The sequence below is a fragment of the Aeromicrobium ginsengisoli genome (genome assembly GCF_004134905.2).
Taxonomy (GTDB): Bacteria; Actinomycetota; Actinomycetes; order Propionibacteriales; family Nocardioidaceae; genus Aeromicrobium; species Aeromicrobium ginsengisoli.
This window is the reverse complement of sequence record NZ_SDPQ02000001.1, coordinates 98,016-116,899: the sequence shown is the minus strand read 5'-3', so window position 1 is coordinate 116,899 and position 18,884 is coordinate 98,016. Positions and strand designations below refer to the sequence as shown.

Here is an 18,884-nt window from a genome sequence, read left to right as displayed (position 1 = left end):
GTCAGGGGTGCGAGGCGACCCGCGCGCGGAGCTCGGCGAGCTGCTCGGCCACGCGTACGGGCGCCGTGCCGCCACGCGAGTCGCGCGACGCCAGCGAGCCCTCGACTGTGAGCACCTCGCGGACCTGCGGCGTGAGGGCCGGCGAGATCGCCAGGAAGTCGTCGTCACTGAGGTCCCACAGCTCGATGCCGCGCTGCTCGCACGCCTGGACGCACGCGCCGGAGATCTCGTGGGCGTCGCGGAACGGCACGCCTTGGCGTACGAGCCACTCGGCGATGTCCGTCGCGAGGGCGAATCCCTGCGGCGCCAGCGACTCCATGCGCTCGGTGTTGAACGTCAGCGTCGCGATCATGCCCGTGAACGCCGGCAGCAGGACCTCGAGCGTGTCGATCGAGTCGAACACCGGCTCCTTGTCCTCCTGCAGGTCACGGTTGTAGGCCAGCGGGAGCGCCTTGAGCGTCGCGAGCAGGCCGGCGAGGTTGCCGATCAAGCGGCCGGACTTGCCGCGGGCGAGCTCGGCGATGTCGGGGTTCTTCTTCTGCGGCATGATGCTCGAGCCCGTGGAGTAGCCGTCGTGCAGCGTGACGAAGCCGAACTCCTTGGTGTTCCAGAGGATGATCTCCTCGGCCAGCCGGGACACGTCGATGCCGATCTGCGCCGTCACGAACGCGAACTCGGCGACGAAGTCGCGCGCCGCGGTGCCGTCGATCGAGTTGGCCGTGGAGCCGCTGAAGCCGAGGTCGGCCGCGACCTTCTCGGGGTCGAGGCCCAGGGAGGACCCGGCGAGCGCACCGGAGCCGTACGGCGAGTCGGCTCCGACCCGGGCATCCCAGTCGGTGAGCCGGTCGAGGTCGCGGACCAACGGCCACGCGTGGGCCAGGAGATGGTGCGCGAGCAGCACCGGCTGGGCGTGCTGGAGGTGCGTACGCCCGGGCATCGCGATGCCCATGTGGCGCTCGGCCTGCGTCGCCAGCGCCTCGGCGAGCTCGCGGACGAGCCGGCTGATCGCCTTGGCGTGGTCGCGGAGGTACATCTTGAACAGCGTCGCGACCTGGTCGTTGCGGGAGCGGCCCGCACGCAGGCGACCGCCGAGCTCCGGGCCGAGGCGTTCGAGCAGTCCCCGCTCGAGTGCGGTGTGCACGTCCTCGTCGTCGGGCTGCGCGGTGAAGGCGCCCGATTCGACGTCGGCGGCCAGCGCGTCGATGCCGGCGATCAAGGCGGTGAGGTCGTCGCGGCTCAACAAGCCGGCGGCCTGCAGGACCATCGCGTGGGCGCGTGAGCCGGCGAGGTCGTACGGGGCGAGGCGCCAGTCGAAGTGCGTCGACCGCGACAGCTCGACGAGCTCGGGCGACGGACCGGAGGCGAAGCGGCCACCCCAGAGGCTGGTCTTGTCGTCGGGGGTCTCGCTCACGTCGGCTCCTTCGGGGTGGCTGCGGCAAGTGCCGCGAAACGTTCTGCGACGGCCTCGCCGCCATCGGGGTCTCGGCAGATCAGCATGACGGTGTCGTCACCGGCGATCGTGCCGAGCAGGTCGTGCTGAGAAGCGTGGTCGATCGCCGAGGCGAGGTATTGGGCGGCCCCCGGGGGCGTGCGCAGCACGACGAGGTTGGCCGATCCCTCGGCGGTCACCATCAGCTCGCGCAGGATCTTGGCGAGCCGGGCGTGGCCCGAGGCGCTGCCGGTGCCGGGCCTCGGCGTACGGTCGCCGCCCTCGGCCGGCACGGCATAGACCAGCCCGCCGTCGGGGTGCCTCACGCGTACGGCATCGAGCTCGACGAGGTCGCGGGAGATCGTCGACGGCGTCGCGTTGACACCGTGCGACTCCAGGAGCTCGGCGAGATCGCCCTGCGAGCGTACGAGCTGGTGGCCGAGCAGCTCGACGATCAGCTGCTGGCGCGCCGCTTTGGTGGGAGGCACCGTCATGAGTGCGCCTTGTCGAGCAGCCAGACGAGCAGCGCCTTCTGGGCATGCAGACGGTTCTCGGCCTCGTCCCACACCACGCTCTGCGGCCCGTCGAGGACCTCGGACGAGATCTCGAGCCCGCGATAGGCCGGCAGGCAGTGCAGGACGATCGCGTCGGGTGCGGCCTTGGCGAGGGTCTCAGCGGTGATGGCGTAGTCGCCGAACAATGCGAGGCGCTCTTGCTTCTCGGCCTCCTGCCCCATCGAGATCCAGGTGTCCGTGATGACGACATCGGCGCCCGAGATCGCCGCGGTGGGATCGTCCGTCACGGAGACGGAGCCGCCCGTCGTGGCAGCGATCTTGTCGGCGTCGGCCACGATCGCCGGATCCGGCTGATAGCCGACGGGAGCGCCGATGCGTACGTGCATGCCGGCCGTCGCGCCGCCGAGCAGGTAGGAATGGCCCATGTTGTTGGCGCCGTCGCCGAGGTAGGCAACAGTCAGCCCGGCCAGCCTGCCCTTGTGCTCGATGACGGTCTGCCAGTCCGCGAGGATCTGGCACGGGTGGAATTCGTCGCTGAGCGCGTTGACGACGGGCACGCCGGCGTTGGCGGCCATCTCGTCGAGGCCCGCCTGGGCGTACGTCCGCCAGACGATCGCACTGGTCATGCGCCCCAGGACTCGCGCGGTGTCGACAACGGACTCGCCGCGGCCGCCCTGCGTCGTCGCCTGGTCGATGACCAACGGGTTGCCGCCGAGGTCGGCGACGCCGACGGCGAAGGACACGCGCGTACGCGTCGAGGACTTGTCGAACATCACCGCGACGGTCTGCGGCCCGGCGAGCGGCTTGCGGGCATACGGATCGGCCTTGATCTCGGCGGCGAGCGCCAGGACCTCGGCCTGCTCCGCCGGGCTCAGGTCGTCGTCACGCAGGAAGTGCCTCATGCCATCACCTCGTCGAGGATCTGCGTGAGCGTCGCCACCGCACCTTCGGCCTGCTCGACCGTGAGGATCAGCGGCGGGGCGAGGCGCAGCCGCGTGGGCGTCGCGTTGTTGATGATCAGGCCTGCGGCGAGAGCCGCCTTCTGCACGTCAGCCGTCACGGGCTCGGTGAGCACGACGCCCACCAGAAGCCCGCGGCCAGTGGTCTCGGCGACCAGCGGGTGACTCGCCAGTCCGTCGCGGAAGATGTCGCCGATCTTGCGCGCGTTGTCGAGCAGCCCGTCAGACTCGATCGTCGCGATGACCGCGAGCGCCGCGGCTGTCGCGACGGGATTGCCGCCGAACGTCGTGCCGTGGTTGCCGGGCTGCAGCAGCTGGCCTGCATCGCCGAGCGCGATGCAGGCGCCGATCGGGATGCCGCCGCCGAGACCCTTGGCGACCGTGACGAGATCGGGCACGATGCCGGACTCGGTGTGCGCGAACCAGGCTCCGCTGCGGCCCATGCCGGTCTGCACCTCGTCGAGCCACAGCAGCGCACCCTGCTTCGACGTGATCTCGCGTGCGGCCTGGAGATAACCGTCGGGCGGCACGACCACACCGGCCTCGCCTTGGATCGGCTCGAGCAGGACAGCCGCGACGGTGTCGTCGACGGCGGCCTCGAGCGCTGCAGTGTCGCCGTACGGGACCCAGCTGACGTCACCGGGCAGCGGCTCGAACGGTGCGCGGTAGGCCTCTTTGCTGGTCAGCGCGAGCGCGCCCATCGTCCGGCCGTGGAACGAGCCCTCGGCGACGACGATGCGCGTACGGCCGGTGCGGCGGGTCGCCTTGAACGCCGCCTCATTGGCCTCGGTGCCGGAGTTGGTGAAGAACACCCGGCCCTCGTGGCCGATCAGGTCGAGCAGCTTCTCGGCGAGCTCGACCTGGGGCTTGGAGGTGAAGAAGTTGGAGATGTGGCCGAGCGTGCCAAGCTGCTGCGTCACGGCGTCGAGGATCGCCGGGTGACCGTGGCCGAGCGCGTTGACCGCGATGCCGCCGAGCAGGTCGAGGTACTTCGTGCCGTCAGCGTCCCAGACGTACGCGCCCTCGCCACGGACCAGCACGCCCTGCGGGGTGCCGAACGTGTTCATGACCGCGCCTTGGTAGCGCTCGGTCCAGTCGCTGACGGTCATGCCTTGTCTCCTTGGGCCTTGTCCTTCTGAGCCTTGTCCTTCGTGACGCTGGTGGCGTAGAGCGCCGTGCGGATGCGGGTCTCGGCGCCGGGTACGACCTGGGTGCCGACGCCCTCGTCGGTGAAGATCTCGAGCAGCACCGCGTGCGGCTCGCGACCGTCGATCACGGTGGCGCGGCGTACGCCCTCCTGGACCGCCTTGAGGCATGCCGTCATCTTGGGGATCATGCCGGTCGACAGCTCGGGGATGATCTCGGCGAGCGACTCGGGGCTGATCTCGCCGATGACGTCCGAGCTGTTGGGCCAGTCGGCGTAGAGCCCCTCGACGTCGGTCAGGACGAGCAGCTTCTCGGCGTCGAGCGCCACGGCGAGCGCAGCGGCAGCGGTGTCGGCGTTGACGTTGTGCACCTGGCCGTCGGCGTCGGGCGCGACCGTCGACACGACCGGGATGCGGCCGGCCTCGATCAGGTCCTGCACGGCCTCGGGGCGTACGCCCACGACCTCGCCGACCAGGCCGATGTCGGTCTCGACGCCGTCGATGACTGGCATGGTCTTCTCGGCGGTGAACAGTCCGCCGTCCTCGCCGGACAGTCCGACGGCCAGGTCACCGTGCTGGTTGAGCAGACCGACGAGCTCGCGGCCGACCTGGCCCGTGAGCACCATGCGGACGACGTCCATCGTCTCCGGGGTGGTGACGCGCAGCCCGCCGCGAAACTCCGACTCGATGCCGAGCTTGTCGAGCATCGCGCTGATCTGCGGTCCACCGCCGTGCACGACGACGGGCTTGAACCCCGCGAGCCGCAGGAACACGATGTCCTCGGCGAACGCGTGCTTGAGCGCGTCGTCGGTCATGGCGTTGCCGCCGTACTTCACCACGACGACCTTGCCGTGATACTTCTTCAGCCACGGGAGGGCGTGGGCGAGAGTGGCGGCCTTGTCGGTCGCCTTCTTCCAGTCCTCGGGCTGCCACTCGTCGAGGGTGCTGTCCGTCGCATCATTCATGAGGAATAGGCCGAGTTCTCGTGGACGTACGCCTGCGTGAGGTCGTTGGTCCAGATGGTGCCCGTTGCCGAGCCTGACTTGAGGTCGATCGTGACCGAGACCGCGCGCTCGGCGAGGTCGATCGCATCGGGCGACTCCCCCGGTCCGCTGTTGCGGCAGACCCACACGCCGTTGAGCGCGACGTCGAGGTCGGCCGGGTCGAACGCCGCCTGGGTCGTGCCGACCGAGGCGAGGATGCGGCCCCAGTTGGGGTCCTTGCCGAAGATCGCGCACTTGAACAGGTTGCTGCGGGCGACCGAGCGACCCACCTCGAGCGCGTCGTCGACGGTCGCCGCGTTGACGACCTCGATCGCGATCTCGTGGTCGGCGCCCTCGGCGTCGGCGAGCAGCTGCATCGCCAGGTCCTTGCAGACCGTCGTGAGGGCGTCGGTGAACGCGGCCGCGTCGGGCGTCACGCCGGACGCACCGCTCGCCATCAGCAGCACGGTGTCGTTGGTCGACTGGCAACCGTCGGAGTCGAGCCGGTCGAACGACTGCGCGGTCGCGGCGCGCAACGCCGTGTCGGCGGTCGCCGAGTCGATGTCAGCGTCGGTGGTGATGACCACGAGCATCGTCGCGAGGGCCGGCGCCAGCATGCCGGCGCCCTTGGCCATGCCGCCGATCGTCCAGCCATCGCCCTGGGCCACGGCTTCCTTGGCGACGGTGTCGGTCGTCATGATCGCGGTTGCCGCGGCGTGCCCGCCGTCGGCACTCAGCCCGGCGACTGCCGAACGTACGCCTGACAGCAGGGCGTCACGGTCGTTGAGCAGGCCGATCAGTCCGGTCGAGCACACCTGGACGTCGATCGCACCCGCGCCGAGCGCCTCGGCGACGACCTCCGCCGTCTGGTGCGTCGTCGCGAACCCCTCGGGCCCGGTGTAGCAGTTGGCGCCACCGGAGTTGATCGCCACGGCGACGGCGGAGCCACCCTTGATGGCCTCCTCGCTCCAGAGCACGGGGTTGGCCTTGCAGCGGTTGCTCGTGTAGACCGCGGCGGCGGCCCTGGACGGTCCGGTGTTGACCACGACGGCGACGTCGGGCGCTCCGGTCGACTTGAGGCCCGCGGGCACTCCCGCAGCGGTGAACCCCTTGGCAGCGGTCACGCTCATGCAGGGGCTCCCTTGGTGGGACGCAACTTCATGCGTTTGCGCTGTCCTGGTGACACGAACGCATGAAGATCCGTACGAACGGTCGAGGCAGACGACCGATGTCCCTGCGTTCGCGTCGTCCTGACGACATGAACGCATGAAGATCCGTCCCTCAGGGGAACGCTCATGGTGCAACCCCGATCGTGGTGAGGCCCGTCGTCTCGGGCAGGCCCAGCGCGATGTTCATCGACTGGATCGCGCCGCCGGCCGTGCCCTTGGCGAGGTTGTCCATCGCGCCGATCGCGATGACCTTGCGGGCACGCGGATCGAGCGTCGCCTGCACGTGCAGCATGTTGGCCCCCAGCACGGCCTTGGTCTGTGGCCAGAGGCCCTCGGGCAGCACGTGGATGAACGGCTCGTCGGCGTACGCCTTGACGTACGCGGCGCGCACGTCTTCAGCGGTGACCCCGTCGAGCGCCGGCGCGGACACCGTCGCGAGGATGCCGCGGGACATCGGCGCCAGGATCGGCGTGAACGAGACCGTCGGGCGGGTGCCGGAGACGAGCTCGAGGTTCTGCTCGATCTCGGGGGTGTGGCGGTGCACGCCACCCACGCCGTATGCGCTGGCCTGGCCCATCATCTCCGAGCCCAGCAGGTGCGGCTTGAGCGACTTGCCTGCGCCCGAGGCGCCCGTGGGCGCGACGACCGTGATGTCGGGCGCGATCAGGCCTGCGGCGAGCGCCGGCATGATCGTGAGCGTCGAGGCGGTCGGGAAGCAGCCCGGCACGGCGATCCGCTTGGCACCGGCGAGCACGTCGCGCTGACCGGGCAGCTCCGGCAGGCCATAGGGCCAGGTGCCGGCGTGATCGCCGCCGTAGAACGTCTCCCAGTCGTCGGCGCTCTGCAGGCGGAAGTCAGCACCGCAGTCAATGACGAGGGTGTCGTCGCCGAGCTGGGCGGCGATCGCCGCGGACGTACCGTGCGGCAGGCCGAGGAACACGACGTCGTGCCCGGCCAGCACCTCAGCCGTCGTCGGCTCGAGCACGCGGTCGGCGAGCGGCACCAGATGGGGCTGGTGCTCCCCCAACGTGCTGCCGGCGCTCGACGCGGCGGTCAGGGCGCCGATCTCGACGTTGGGGTGCGCGAGCAGTGTACGCAGGACCTCGCCGCCGACGTATCCGCTGGCGCCGGCGACGGCTGCGGTGATCGTGGTCATCTCTCCACCTTTGCAGAGTTGTGGTCGTACGGTCAGGGGTCGTCCGGCGCTCAGTCGGCGCCGAGCTCCATCGCAGCGGCGTCGAGCGCCAGCTCCTCGTCGGTGTCGATCGTCGGGTTGGCCTCGATGCGCGTCGCACCTCCTGCGGGCAGGTCGCCGAACAGCGTGCCGTTCTCGACGAGCACCTGACCCTGGTCGAGCGGCTGGTCGGCGTAGCGCTCGAGCATCGCGCGGGAGTCGGCGATGTCGAGGTTGCGCATCGTCAGCTGACCGATGCGGTCGGTCGGCCCGAACACCGCGTTCTCGGTGCGCTCCATCGAGAGCTTCTCGGGGTGGTAGGAGAACGTCGAGCCCTGCGTGTCGAGGAGCGTGTAGTCCTCGCCCCTGCGCAGCCGCAGCGTGACGTCACCGTCGACGACCGAAGCGATCCAGCGCTGCACGGATTCCCGCAGCATCATGGCCTGCGGGTCGAGCCACCGGCCTTCGTACATCAGCCGGCCGAGGCGACGGCCGTGCTGGTGGAAGTTGGCGATCGTGTCCTCGTTGTGGATCGCGTTGACGAGCCGCTCGTACGCGATGTGCAGCAACGCCATGCCCGGCGCCTCGTAGATGCCACGGCTCTTGGCCTCGATGATGCGGTTCTCGATCTGGTCGGACATGCCGAGCCCGTGGCGGCCGCCGATCGTGTTGGCCTCGTGGACCAGCGCGACGGGGTCACCGTCGAACGTCTCGCCGTTGATCGCCACCGGGCGGCCGGCCTTGAACGAGACCGTGACGTCCTCGGTCGCGATGTCGACCTCGGGATCCCAGAACTTGACGCCCATGATCGGCTCGACCGACTCCAGAGACGTGTCGAGGTGCTCGAGCGTCTTGGCCTCGTGCGTCGCGCCCCAGATGTTGGCGTCGGTCGAGTAGGCCTTCTCCTGGCTGTCCCGATAGGGCAGGTCACGCTCGGTGAGCCACTGGCTCATCTCCTTGCGGCCACCCAGCTCGTGCACGAAGTCGGCGTCGAGCCACGGCTTGTAGATGCGCAGCTCCGGGTTGGCCAGCAGCCCGTAGCGGTAGAACCGCTCGATGTCATTGCCCTTGAACGTCGACCCGTCGCCCCAGATGTCGACGCCGTCCTCGTGCATCGCGCGGACGAGCAGCGTGCCCGTGACGGCGCGGCCGAGCGGCGTGGTGTTGAAGTACGTACGTCCGCCGGACCGGATGTGGAACGCACCGCACGCGAGTGCGGCCAGGCCCTCCTCCACCAAGGGGCGCTTGCAGTCGATCGAGCGCGCGAGCTCGGCGCCGTACTGCATCGCGCGACCCGGGATGCCGGCGATGTCGGGCTCGTCGTACTGACCGATGTCAGCGGTGTAGGTGCACGGGATCGCACCCTTGTCGCGCATCCAGGCGACGGCGACGGAGGTGTCGAGGCCACCGGAGAACGCGATTCCGACGCGTTCGCCGACGGGCAGGGAGGTGAGGACTTTGGACATGCTTCACATTCTTGCACACCTCTGCAATTTCTTGCAGCCGGGGTGGGTCGACCAATTCTCCCGAGCCGAGCCGACTTCGCCCCTAGGATGCAAGCCATGCGGATCCTTCTGCGCGTGGTGGCGCTCGTCGTGACCGCAGCGGTGCTGTTCATCCCCGCGCTCGCGGCGCTGGTCCCGACGGACTCCACCACCACGGGACCGGATCCCGTTCGCATCACGGACTACACCGCAGACTATGTCGTGACCGCCAACGGCGATCTCGTGGCGAAGGAACAGATCACCACCGAGTTCCCCGGCGGCCGGCACGGCATCTTCCGGTTCTGGAACGTCAATGATCCCTCCGACAAGCAGGTGCGACTCGAGCCCGAGGACGTCAAGGTGCAGCTCGACGGCGGCAGCGTCCCGTTCGACATGCAATGGCAGAAGGGCCGGGCCTACCGCGTCGCCAAGATCGGCGACGCCGACTCGTTCGTCAGCCCCGGCTCGCACGTCTACACGATCACCTATCGGATCTCCGGTGCGCTGGCGCCCAGCACGGCCGGTCCCGGCACCTTCGCGTCCTCGAGCTGGACCGACAAGCAGCCGGCCGAGTCGGTGTTCTACTGGAACGTCGTCGGCCAAGGCTGGCAGATGGACATCGACAAGTCCACGATCCACGTCACCCTCCCCGCCAAGTCCGGCAAGGTGCAGTGCACGTCGAGCTTCGACGGCACCGGCACGTGCGACATCGCCGGCGCCGGCACCGACCAGGTGACCATCACGACCGGGCACCTCTCCCCCCGCACGCCGGTGACCGTACGCATCGGGCTGCCGATCAAGACGCCTGACCGGGTCACCGTGCCGTGGCCAGTCACCGCCGACCGCGCCCTCGGCACCAGCACGACCGCCCTCGGCATCGTGGTGGCCGTCGCGGTGGGTCTGATGCTCGCCGGCTACTACCTGGATCGACGGGCGCGCGAGGACGAGCCCGGCACCCCGGTGATGTACGAACCGCCGCCGGGTCTCGGCCCGGTCCAGACGGCGTACGTGACGACCGAGACCGTCCCCAATCGCGGACTCGTGGCGACCTTGCTCTACCAGGCCGAGCAGGGGCTCACGACGCTGACCGACAACGGCAGCAAGTCGTGGACCGTCACCGGTGTCGGAGACGCCGACGCGTGGGCCAAGACCGACGACGTGACCCGGTTCGTGGGCGAGTCACTGGGCGTCACTCAGCCCGGAGCCCATTTCAAGTCCAGCCCTGACTCGGTGACCTCGGGACAGAAGCTCCAGTCCGTGCGCAACGCCCTCGCCGCCCAGACCAGCGCATGGGCCGACGGCATCGGCGCGCAACGGCGCGTCGGTTCGGAGACCCTCGCGAGGCTCGGGGTCGGCGCGGCGGCGCTGCTCTTCCTGGTCGCGGCGATCTTCTTCCATCCTCCGGTCTCGATGTATCTGCTGCCGATCGCCGGGTTCGTCATCGGCGGCATCGGCCTCATGGCGCCCGGCGTGGGCCGACGTCGTACGACCCTCGGCCGCGACCTGTGGTCGCGCGCCGGTGGGTTCAAGCGCCTCCTGTCGACCACCTCGGCCCAGGACCGCTTCGACTTCAGCGGCCGCAAGGACCTCTACACGGCCTTCATCCCGTACGCCGTCGCGTTCGACTGCGCCGACCGCTGGGCTCGCAAGTATCAGCTCGCGACGGGCTCGGAGCCGCCCGTGCCGACCTGGTACGGCGGTGGGTCGACCACCACGAGCCACGGCTTCTTCGGCAGCAACGACGCCTTCTCTGGATTTGAATCCTCGCTGGCCTCCTCGATCAGCGCCTACTCGGCCACGCAGTCGTCGTCATCCTCGGGTGGCGGCGGAGGCGGCGGCGGAGGCGGCGGCGGTGGAGGCGGCGGTGGCGGTTCCTGGTAACCCCGCTCGACCCACTTCACCCAACGAGGAGAACTCATGATCTGGATCATCATCCTGGCGGTCGTCGTCGTGCTCGCGTTGTTCACCGTCTACGCCTTCAACAAGCTGCGTCGCGTCGACATCGGCGCCCAGGAGGCACTCGGCGGGATCGACGTGCAGCTGACGCGCCGCGCGGACCTCATCCCCAACCTCGTCAACACGGTCAAGGGCTACGCCCAGCACGAGAAGGGCGTCTTCGAGGCGGTCACCGAGGCGCGCGCCGGTGCGGCAGCCGCGGCCAAGGGTGGCTCGGTGCAGGAGAAGGCCGCAGCGCAGGCCAAGCTCGACAAGGCGATCATCGACGTGCTGGCGGTCGCCGAGGCGTACCCCGACCTCAAGGCCTCGGCCAACTTCCAGTCGCTGCAGGCCGAGCTCGCCGACACCGAGAACAAGATCTCGTTCGCCCGCCAGTACTACAACGACGCCGTCGCCAAGCTCAACGGCCTCGTGCGGACGATCCCGTGGCTGCTGTTCACCGGCATCGCCGGCGTTCACGCGCGGGAGTTCTACGAGGCTCCCGAGGGCCAAGCGACCCCGCCCGCCGTCTCGTTCTGAACCAGTTTGGTCAATGCTCGTACGCCCTGGCGCGCGCTCACCTAGAGTCCTCGGAGCAGACATGGCGTCTGCACCACTCATCCGGGGGATAACATGTCTGAAGCCGTTGCCGTACCCACGCCTGTCGAGAATGTCGGACGGGGCACGCTGTTCGCGCTGCTCGCGATCCCGGCCGGCGTCGCGGTGTGGCTCATCCTGTGGAAGTTCGGCTTCATCGCCTCGATCGTCGGTTTCGGCGTCGTCTGGGCCGCCGTCCAGCTGTATGCCCGCGGCTCCGGCGGCTCGATCAGCCGGGTCGGTGCGCTCCTGATCCTCGCCATCGTGGTCGTCACGCTGCTGCTGTCGTTCCTCTCCGGCATGGTCTACGACGCGGCATCGGAGATCGGCGAGCTGAGCGGGCTGTCGACCTGGGAGGCGTTCACGCACGACAGCTTCTGGTCCGTGTTCTGGGACGCCTTCCCGGATGCGCTGCCCAGCTATCGCAAGGACTTCCTGATCGCCGCTGCCTTCGGCGCGCTGGGCGCCTTCAGCATGCTGCGGGCCGTCTTCCAGCAGGCTGCGCAGCCGGCTCACACCGCAGGGACCCACGACACCGCGGAGTAACGTATGCCCCGCGCGGCAACTTTTCGATGCCGCGCGGCATCTCCATCGGCAACACGGTCATCAGACCCCGAAGGAGCACCTCATGCGCAAGCTCGCACTGATCCTCGCGGCGTTCGCACTCGCGATCGTTCCGTCCGCCTTCCTCTCCCAGGCCCAGGCGGTCAGCAGGTACGACGTGACACTCCACGTGTCCAAGACCGACGTCGCCCTGGGCACGCCGGTCGTCTTCTCCGGCAAGGTGTCGCCGACGGCGAAGGGCTCGCTCGTCAGCATCCAGTACCTCTTCTCGGACCAGGAAAGCACCCGCTGGGTGACGATCGCCCACGCGACCGTGCAGGCGGACGGCACGTACGCCCGCAGCGTCCCGCCGCGCGCCAGCAACTGGAGCTACCGGGTGTTCAAGCCGGCCGGTGCCGGCCGGTCCAGCGGAGCCAGCCCTCAAGTCGTCATTCGGGCGTACTCCTGGACCCATGTCGTGGGCAGCCTGCTCGAACGGTACGGATGGCAGTACACCAACCAGTACGGACCGCAGACCGTGGCCGGGACGCCGGTCGCCGAGTACTGGTCGACGACGGCAAGTGCTCACGGCGAGTCGCGCTGGTCGACGCACCAGTCGTGCAAGCGGCTGCGGGTCGACGTGGGCCTCGACGACCGATCGGACGCCGGTGCGGATGCCCAGTTCCGCATCCACTTCGACGGCGACCTGGTCTACAGCCTGCGGGTCAAGAAGGGCACGAAGGTCTCGGTCGACCTGCCGATCCCCCGCGCCGACACGTCGTCCATCAAGTTCAGCGCCGAGGCTCGCAACAAGAACGTGCCGGTGTACGTCAACGCGTCGAACCCGAGGGTCTACTGCGCTCTGCCGGTGCTCGAGGACTGATCGCGCTCACGCCGACGTGCGGAGCGATCAGCCCCGCACGTCGGCGTTCGCGTCACACGCGCAGTGCAGCGCCGAGTGATCCGGCGGCCGCGACCGCAGCCTCACGCGCGCCCTTGATGTCGTCGTCGGTCAGGGTGCGGTCGGGAGCGCGGAGCCGCAGCGCGAACGCCAGGGACTTCTTGCCATCCGGCACCTGGTCACCGGAGTAGACGTCGAACAGTCGCACGGACTCGATCAACGCGCTCGCCCCGGCCAGGACCCGCTGCACCGAGGCAGCCGGGACCTCGTCGTCGACGATCAGCGCGAGGTCCTCCTTGGCGACCGGGAACGACGAGAAGTCGGGGCGCGGGCCGATCTCGGGAGATGCGGCGATCAACGCGTCGAGATCGATCTCGGCGGCGACCACGCGAGCCGGCAGCCCGTACGCCTTGAGGACTCGCGGGTGCAGCTCGCCGGCGTGGCCGATCACCACGCCTGCGACCACGATCGCGGCGCATCGTCCGGGGTGCCACGGCATGACGTGCGCCTGCTGCACCTCGACGTCCACGTGCAGCTCGTCCGCGACGTGCTGCACGATCGCAACCGCGTCGGCCCAAGTGGCCCGGCGCCCGGGTCCGGCCCAACCCGTGCGCACGCGCTCGCCGCTCATGACCAGCCCCACGTGATGCGGCTGGTCCGGCAGGGCCGCCTCGAACACCGCGATCTCGTCGTCGGTGGGCCGGCGGTCGACACCGTAGATCGGCGCCTCGGCGTCGTCGGACTTCGGCAGGAACACCCGCCCGGTCTCGGTGATGTGGACGTCGGCGTGGCCACGGCCGAGGTTGAGCACAAGACTGCGCAGCAGACCCGTGAGCAGGGTCGTCGTCATGCCCGGCTCCTCCGCGGACAGCGGGTTCTCCAGGAGCACCTGGCGCCGGCGCAGGTCGTCGGCGGGCAGGCCGAGGCGGTCGAAGTCCGCAGCGCCCGCGAACGGGAAGGTCTTGACCTCGATCAGCCCGTCGCCCGCGAGGACATTGCCGACGCGACGGCGCAGCTTCTGCGCCGTCGTCAGGCCGCGCCCCGCGGGTGCGACCGGCACGACCGAGGGCACCTGGTCGTAGCCCACGACGCGCAGCACCTCTTCGACGAGGTCGTTGGGGTCGTTGAGGTCGAACCGCCAGCTCGGCGGGGTGGCGGCCAGCGACTCGTGGTCGAGCGCAACCTCGCAGCCGTTGCCCTCGAGCGCCTCGACCACGGTGGCGGGGTCGATGTCGACGCCCGACACCCGGGTCGGCAGGTGCACGGACATCTCGACGGCGGGGCGCGGTGCCGGCGAGCCGACGACGGTGAGCCCAGCCTCGATCGTGCCGCCGCCGAGCTCGGCGAGCAGGTCGGCCACCCGCTGGGTCGCTCGCGCCGGGAGCTCGGGGTCGACGCCACGCTCATAGCGCTTGGACGCCTCGGACGGCAGCTTGTGGAGCCGCGCCGTGCGGGCGATCATCGGCGCCTTCCAGTGCGCCGCCTCGATGAGGATGTCGGTCGTCGTGTCTGAAAGCTCGGTCTCGGCACCGCCCATGACACCGGCGAGGCTGATCGGTCCGCGATCGTCGGTGACCACGGTGTCGTCGGCCGACAACGTACGCACGACGCCGTCCAGGGTCGTGAGCTTCTCGCCCTCGGTCGCCCGGCGGACCACGATCGGTCCCCGCAGGCTCGAGAGATCGAAACCGTGGATCGGGTGGCCGATCTCGAGCATGACGTAGTTGGTGACGTCGACCGCCAGCGAGATCGAGCGCATGCCGGCCTGCTCGATGCGCTTCGCCATCCACGGCGGAGTCGGACGCGTCGGGTCGAACCCAGTCACCGCCCGCGCCGCGAAGACCGGGCACGCCTCCGCGTCCTCGACGCGTATGGGATAGCCCTCCCCCGTGCCGGTCACCTCGATATTGGCCGGATCGGCGAACTCCAGCTCGTACGCCAGGGCGGTGTCGCGTCCGACGCCGCGCATCGACAGCGCGTAGCCGCGGTCCGGGTTGACCTCGAGATCGAGGATCTCGTCACCCAGTCCGAGCAGCGCGATGGCGTCGTCGCCGGGCGTGGCCGAGTCGGCGTCCAGCACGATGATGCCGCTGGCATCGCCCGGAAGCCCGAGCTCCGCGCTCGAGCAGATCATGCCGTCGGACACGTGCCCGTACGTCTTGCGAGCCGTGATCTCGAAGCCCAGAGCCGGCAGCACCGTGCCGGGCAGGGACACGACGACCAGGTCGCCCTCGACGAAGTTGTGGGCACCGCAGACGATGCCGCGAGCGCCGTCGGCGTCGTTGTGCTCCGGACCGACGTCGACCCGGCACCAGTTGATGGTCTTGCCGTTCTTCTGCGGCTCCTTGACCAGCGAGAGCACCCGGCCGACGACCAGCGGACCGCTGATGCCGGACGAGATGATCTCCTCGAGCTTGAGGTCGAACTGCGTCAGGCGTGCAGCCAGCTCCTCGGTCGTGACGTCTTCCGGCAGCTTCACGAGCTCCCGAAGCCACTCAACTGGTACGCGCACTACAGCTCAACTCCGAAAGGCTGGGTGAAACGGATGTCGCCGTCGAACAGGTCGCGCAGGTCCGCGATGTCGTAGCGGGAGGTGATCGTCCGGTCGATGCCGATGCCGAACGCGAAGCCCGAGTAGCGCTCCGGGTCGACGCCGCACGCGACGAGCACGCGCGGGTTGACGACGCCGCAGCCGCCCCACTCGACCCAGCCCTCGCCCTTGCACGTACGGCAGTCGGCGACGGCGTCAGGCTCGTTGTGGCAGACGTAGCAGAGCAGGTCCATCTCGGCGCTGGGCTCGGTGAACGGGAAGTAGGACGGGCGGAAGCGCGTCGTCATGCCATCGCCGTAGATCGCCTGGGCGAAGTGGTCGAGCGTGCCCTTGAGGTGACCCATCGAGAGACCCTCGTCGATCGCGAGACCCTCGACCTGGTGGAACACCGGCGAGTGCGTCGCGTCGAGCTCGTCGGTGCGGAAGACCCGACCCGGGCAGGCGATGTAGATCGGGGGTTCGCGGGTGAGCATCGTGCGGGCCTGCACCGGTGAGGTGTGCGTGCGCAGCACCATCGCGGCGCGCTCGGGGGTCACCCAGAACGTGTCCTGCATCGTGCGGGCCGGGTGGTCGGGGCCCAGGTTGAGAGCGTCGAAGTTGAGCCACTCGGCCTCGACCTCGGGTCCTTCGGCGATCTCCCAGCCCATCGCGACGAAGATGTCGGCGATGTGCTCGGACAGCGTCGTGATCGGGTGGCGGGCGCCGACGGGCTCGATGTCCCACGGCAGCGTCACGTCGACGGCCTCGGTGACCAGTGCGCGCTCCTCTTCAGCCGCCTCGACCTCGGCGGTCTTGGCGGCGAGCGCCTGGTTGATCGCCCCACGCGCCTGGCCGACGCGCTGGCCGGCGTCCTTGCGGGCCTGCGGTGGCAGCGCGCCGATCTCGCGGTTGGCCAGCGCCAACGGCGACCGGTCGCCCGCGTGGTCGATGCGCACCTGCTTCAGGGCGTCCAACGTGTCGGCCGCTACGATCGCCGCAAGCGCCTCATCGCGTACGCGCTCGACCTCTTCGGCGTTCAACGGAGTGACCTCCACAGGGTCGTACGAGGAATTGGGCGCGGACACAGCAGACCTGACTTTCGACGGAGCGGTTCCCGGACTCGTCGGGACCAGTGGTCAGTCTAGTGAACGGTGCTGGTCAGTCGGTCATCGTGTCGGGCTCGTTGATCGGGAACCAGACGCTGATCAACGCGCCGCCGCCCTCGGCGTCGCCGATGTCGATCTTGCCGCCGTGCTCCTCGACGATGCCTCGCACGATGTACATCCCCAGCCCGCTGCCGGCACCGGGTCCGGCCCGCCAAAAGCGGCTGAAGACGCGCTGGCGCATCTCCTCTGGGATTCCGGGGCCGTTGTCGTGCACCTCGAGGGAGACCCCGCCCTCGCCGCCGGCCCCCGGCACGTTCTGCACGGCGAGCTCACGCAGACCGAAGCCGTGGCGCATCGCGTTCTCCACGAGGTTGGTGACGACCTGCGTGATTCGGTCACTGTCGCCCCAGATGAGGTCGAGGTCGTCGCCGATGCAGATCTCGAACGGCTCCGCCGCGCCACCGGACACATTCGTCAGCACGTGCCGGACGATCTCGTCGAGCTTGACCGGCCCGCGCTTGAGGGTGAGCCGGCCCGCGTCGATGCGGGCAGCGTCCAGCAGCTCGGTGATGAGCCGGCTGAGCCGGTCGGCGTCGGCGTCGACCGTCTCGAGCATGAATTGACGCTGTTCTTCGGAGAACTTGTCCCACTTCGTCAGCAGCGTCGAGGTGAATCCCTTGATGCCGGTCAGCGGCGAGCGCAGCTCGTGCGCCACCGTCGCGACGAGGTCGGACCGCTCCCGGTCGCGCTGGTTGCGGATCCGCGCGTTGCGGACGCTCACGACGACCTGGCTGACCGGGCCGGCCGGGCGCTCGCGGACGAGCGACGCGGTGATGAGGTACTCGCTGCCCTTGGGCGACCACCACGCCTGCTCCGAGATGCGCTTGCGGGTGGCGATGCCGTCGTAGGGCCGGGTGGTGTCGTACCAGGAGTTGCCGCTCAGGTCGTCGAACGGCACGGCCTCGCTGAGATGCATGCCGAGCATCTCGTCGCCCTCGGCACGCGCCATGACGCGGATGCGCTCATTGACGTACAGGACCTTGCCGTCCGGGCCGGCGACGATGACGCCGTCCGGGAAGTCGTCGAAGTCCATGAGCCCTGAATGTAGTACCAACGGACCATTTCGGACGACCCAACCCCGTCACATCTTCACCCAGTCGAACGGGCGCGGGCCGACGCGTAGAGGCACACGGCGGCCGCCGTGGCGAGGTTGAGGCTCTCGGCACGACCGTAGATCGGCACCGAGACGACCCGGTCGGCGAGCGAGCGGGTGGCAGCCGGCAGACCCCACGCCTCGTTGCCCATGAGCCACGCCGTCGGCTGCGCGAGGTCGAGGTCGTCGGCGAACAGGCTCACGTCTCCCCCGCCGTCAGCCGCGAGCACCTGCAGACCAAGACCCTGGAGGCGCGCGAGCGTGGCGGCGACATCGCGCTCCGTCACGACGGGAAGGTGGAAGACGCTGCCGACTGTCGCGCGTACGGACTTGGGGTTGTAGGGGTCGACGCTGTCGCCGACGAACACCACGCCCTGCGCACCCGCCGCGTCGGCGCACCGGATGACCGCGCCGGCGTTGCCGGGATCGCGGATGTCGGCGCAGACCACGAGAAAGGTCGGATCCGTCGCCAGCAGGGAGTCGAGCGACGCCGCCGGGATCCGGCATCGCGCGACCACACCTTGCGGCTGCACGGTGTCGGCGATCGACTCGACGACGTCGTCGGTCACGACGTGCCAGGGCACGTCCAGGGCTTCGGCCGCATCGACGAGATCGGTGTGCTGCGCGGTGCCCGTCGCGGTCGCGAAGACCTCGACGGTCGCGTCCGGCACGGTGAGCGCCTCGCGTACGGCCTGGGGGCCTTCGGCGAGGAACTCGCCGGTCTCGGCCCGGAACGCACGAGTGGCGAGCCGCCGGGTGTGCTTCACCCGTCCTGAGCGGACGGTGAGCTCACCGGGCGTACTCGCCACCACGTGAATTTCAGCTCGGGCGGTGTCGCGGTCAGGCCGCGGCGCCGTCCTTGGGTGCGTTGACGTCAGCCGGAAGGTTGTCCTTCGCGGTCTGGACGAGCGCGGAGAACGCCGCCGGCTCGTGAACCGCGAGCTCGGCGAGGATCTTGCGGTCGACCTCGACACCCGCGGCCTTGAGGCCCTGGATGAAACGGTTGTAGGTCATGCCTTCGGCGCGGACGGCAGCGTTGATGCGCTGGATCCAGAGACGACGGAAGTCGCCCTTCTTGGCCTTGCGGTCACGGTAGCTGTAGACCAGCGAGTGGGTGACCTGCTCCTTGGCCTTGCGGTAGAGCCGCGAACGCTGACCGCGGTAGCCCGCAGCGCGCTCCAGTGTCTGGCGGCGCTTCTTCTGTGCATTGACAGAGCGCTTGACGCGTGCCATCTCAGTTCTCCTTCAAGTATTTCGGTAT

17 protein-coding genes are annotated in these 18,884 nt (G+C 69.4%); 4 read left to right on the top strand and 13 right to left on the bottom strand.

Going from position 1 to position 18,884, the window contains the following annotated elements; translation table 11 throughout:
* Nucleotide 1: 1 nt before the first annotated feature.
* From argH to argG, 8 genes are all read right to left on the bottom strand, one after another.
* Entirely contained in the window at nucleotides 2-1,411 is a 1,410-nt protein-coding gene (gene argH, locus ESP70_RS00620; RefSeq protein WP_149687461.1) for an argininosuccinate lyase, read from the bottom strand.
* Complete coding sequence (locus tag ESP70_RS00615) at nucleotides 1,408-1,923, bottom strand: arginine repressor (RefSeq protein WP_149687460.1); 516 nt, start codon at nucleotides 1,921-1,923, stop codon at nucleotides 1,408-1,410. Before ESP70_RS00615 ends, argH begins: the two co-directional genes overlap by 4 nt.
* A complete protein-coding gene (gene argF, locus ESP70_RS00610) occupies nucleotides 1,920-2,846 on the bottom strand; it encodes an ornithine carbamoyltransferase (RefSeq protein WP_149687459.1) in 927 nt (308 codons plus the stop codon). Before argF ends, ESP70_RS00615 begins: the two co-directional genes overlap by 4 nt.
* On the bottom strand, nucleotides 2,843-4,012 hold the full coding sequence (locus ESP70_RS00605; protein WP_149687458.1) for an acetylornithine transaminase: 1,170 nt from the start codon (nucleotides 4,010-4,012) through the stop codon (nucleotides 2,843-2,845). Before ESP70_RS00605 ends, argF begins: the two co-directional genes overlap by 4 nt.
* On the bottom strand, nucleotides 4,009-5,013 hold the full coding sequence (gene argB, locus ESP70_RS00600) for an acetylglutamate kinase (protein ID WP_149687457.1): 1,005 nt from the start codon (nucleotides 5,011-5,013) through the stop codon (nucleotides 4,009-4,011). Before argB ends, ESP70_RS00605 begins: the two co-directional genes overlap by 4 nt.
* The gene (argJ, locus tag ESP70_RS00595) at nucleotides 5,010-6,161 is read right to left on the bottom strand and encodes a bifunctional glutamate N-acetyltransferase/amino-acid acetyltransferase ArgJ (protein ID WP_149687456.1); all 1,152 of its coding nucleotides are present in this window, start codon (nucleotides 6,159-6,161) and stop codon (nucleotides 5,010-5,012) included. The genes argB and argJ overlap by 4 nt, the downstream gene beginning before the upstream one ends.
* Before the next feature lie 163 nt (nucleotides 6,162-6,324).
* On the bottom strand, nucleotides 6,325-7,356 hold the full coding sequence (gene argC, locus ESP70_RS00590) for an N-acetyl-gamma-glutamyl-phosphate reductase (RefSeq protein ID WP_149687455.1): 1,032 nt from the start codon (nucleotides 7,354-7,356) through the stop codon (nucleotides 6,325-6,327).
* 50 nt (nucleotides 7,357-7,406) lie between these two features.
* Nucleotides 7,407-8,840, bottom strand: coding sequence for an argininosuccinate synthase (argG, locus tag ESP70_RS00585; RefSeq protein WP_149687454.1), 1,434 nt, complete (start codon nucleotides 8,838-8,840; stop codon nucleotides 7,407-7,409).
* A gap of 96 nt (nucleotides 8,841-8,936) precedes the next feature.
* Between argG and ESP70_RS00580 the strand changes: the two genes are divergently transcribed.
* From ESP70_RS00580 to ESP70_RS00565, 4 genes are all read left to right on the top strand, one after another.
* Entirely contained in the window at nucleotides 8,937-10,739 is a 1,803-nt protein-coding gene (locus ESP70_RS00580; RefSeq protein WP_149687453.1) for a DUF2207 domain-containing protein, read from the top strand.
* 36 nt (nucleotides 10,740-10,775) lie between these two features.
* Nucleotides 10,776-11,333: a LemA family protein gene (locus ESP70_RS00575; protein ID WP_149687452.1), complete on the top strand. Its 558-nt coding sequence runs from the start codon at nucleotides 10,776-10,778 to the stop codon at nucleotides 11,331-11,333.
* A 93-nt stretch (nucleotides 11,334-11,426) separates the two neighbouring features.
* Nucleotides 11,427-11,936 (top strand): hypothetical protein, encoded by a 510-nt coding sequence (locus tag ESP70_RS00570; protein ID WP_149687451.1) that lies wholly within the window; start codon nucleotides 11,427-11,429, stop codon nucleotides 11,934-11,936.
* Nucleotides 11,937-12,018: 82 nt separating this feature from the next.
* On the top strand, nucleotides 12,019-12,816 hold the full coding sequence (locus tag ESP70_RS00565; RefSeq protein ID WP_149687450.1) for an NPCBM/NEW2 domain-containing protein: 798 nt from the start codon (nucleotides 12,019-12,021) through the stop codon (nucleotides 12,814-12,816).
* A gap of 52 nt (nucleotides 12,817-12,868) precedes the next feature.
* Here ESP70_RS00565 and pheT read toward each other — a convergent pair whose 3' ends face one another.
* The 5 genes from pheT to rplT all read right to left on the bottom strand — a co-directional run bounded on the left by pheT (nucleotide 12,869) and on the right by rplT (nucleotide 18,856).
* Nucleotides 12,869-15,346 (bottom strand): phenylalanine--tRNA ligase subunit beta, encoded by a 2,478-nt coding sequence (gene pheT, locus ESP70_RS00560; protein WP_149687449.1) that lies wholly within the window; start codon nucleotides 15,344-15,346, stop codon nucleotides 12,869-12,871.
* Nucleotides 15,346-16,449: a phenylalanine--tRNA ligase subunit alpha gene (gene pheS, locus ESP70_RS00555; protein WP_149687448.1), complete on the bottom strand. Its 1,104-nt coding sequence runs from the start codon at nucleotides 16,447-16,449 to the stop codon at nucleotides 15,346-15,348. Before pheS ends, pheT begins: the two co-directional genes overlap by 1 nt.
* A 73-nt stretch (nucleotides 16,450-16,522) precedes the next feature.
* Entirely contained in the window at nucleotides 16,523-17,563 is a 1,041-nt protein-coding gene (locus ESP70_RS00550; RefSeq protein WP_149687447.1) for a sensor histidine kinase, read from the bottom strand.
* Between the two features lie 56 nt (nucleotides 17,564-17,619).
* The gene (locus ESP70_RS00545) at nucleotides 17,620-18,432 is read right to left on the bottom strand and encodes a TrmH family RNA methyltransferase (RefSeq protein ID WP_149687446.1); all 813 of its coding nucleotides are present in this window, start codon (nucleotides 18,430-18,432) and stop codon (nucleotides 17,620-17,622) included.
* Nucleotides 18,433-18,463: 31 nt separating this feature from the next.
* Entirely contained in the window at nucleotides 18,464-18,856 is a 393-nt protein-coding gene (rplT, locus tag ESP70_RS00540; RefSeq protein WP_056214223.1) for a 50S ribosomal protein L20, read from the bottom strand.
* Nucleotides 18,857-18,884 lie beyond the last annotated feature (28 nt).

What these genes read in the sequence shown, in the direction of transcription:
- ESP70_RS00615 (WP_149687460.1), bottom strand. Translation starts at nt 1,923, where the DNA reads ATGACGGTGCCTCCCACCAAAGCGGCGCGCCAGCAGCTGATCGTCGAG.
- argF (WP_149687459.1), bottom strand. Translation starts at nt 2,846, where the DNA reads ATGAGGCACTTCCTGCGTGACGACGACCTGAGCCCGGCGGAGCAGGCC.
- ESP70_RS00605 (WP_149687458.1), bottom strand. Translation starts at nt 4,012, where the DNA reads ATGACCGTCAGCGACTGGACCGAGCGCTACCAAGGCGCGGTCATGAAC.
- argB (WP_149687457.1), bottom strand. Translation starts at nt 5,013, where the DNA reads ATGAATGATGCGACGGACAGCACCCTCGACGAGTGGCAGCCCGAGGAC.
- argJ (WP_149687456.1), bottom strand. Translation starts at nt 6,161, where the DNA reads ATGAGCGTGACCGCTGCCAAGGGGTTCACCGCTGCGGGAGTGCCCGCG.
- argC (WP_149687455.1), bottom strand. Translation starts at nt 7,356, where the DNA reads ATGACCACGATCACCGCAGCCGTCGCCGGCGCCAGCGGATACGTCGGC.
- argG (WP_149687454.1), bottom strand. Translation starts at nt 8,840, where the DNA reads ATGTCCAAAGTCCTCACCTCCCTGCCCGTCGGCGAACGCGTCGGAATC.
- ESP70_RS00580 (WP_149687453.1), top strand. Translation starts at nt 8,937, where the DNA reads ATGCGGATCCTTCTGCGCGTGGTGGCGCTCGTCGTGACCGCAGCGGTG.
- ESP70_RS00575 (WP_149687452.1), top strand. Translation starts at nt 10,776, where the DNA reads ATGATCTGGATCATCATCCTGGCGGTCGTCGTCGTGCTCGCGTTGTTC.
- ESP70_RS00570 (WP_149687451.1), top strand. Translation starts at nt 11,427, where the DNA reads ATGTCTGAAGCCGTTGCCGTACCCACGCCTGTCGAGAATGTCGGACGG.
- ESP70_RS00565 (WP_149687450.1), top strand. Translation starts at nt 12,019, where the DNA reads ATGCGCAAGCTCGCACTGATCCTCGCGGCGTTCGCACTCGCGATCGTT.
- ESP70_RS00550 (WP_149687447.1), bottom strand. Translation starts at nt 17,563, where the DNA reads ATGGACTTCGACGACTTCCCGGACGGCGTCATCGTCGCCGGCCCGGAC.
- rplT (WP_056214223.1), bottom strand. Translation starts at nt 18,856, where the DNA reads ATGGCACGCGTCAAGCGCTCTGTCAATGCACAGAAGAAGCGCCGCCAG.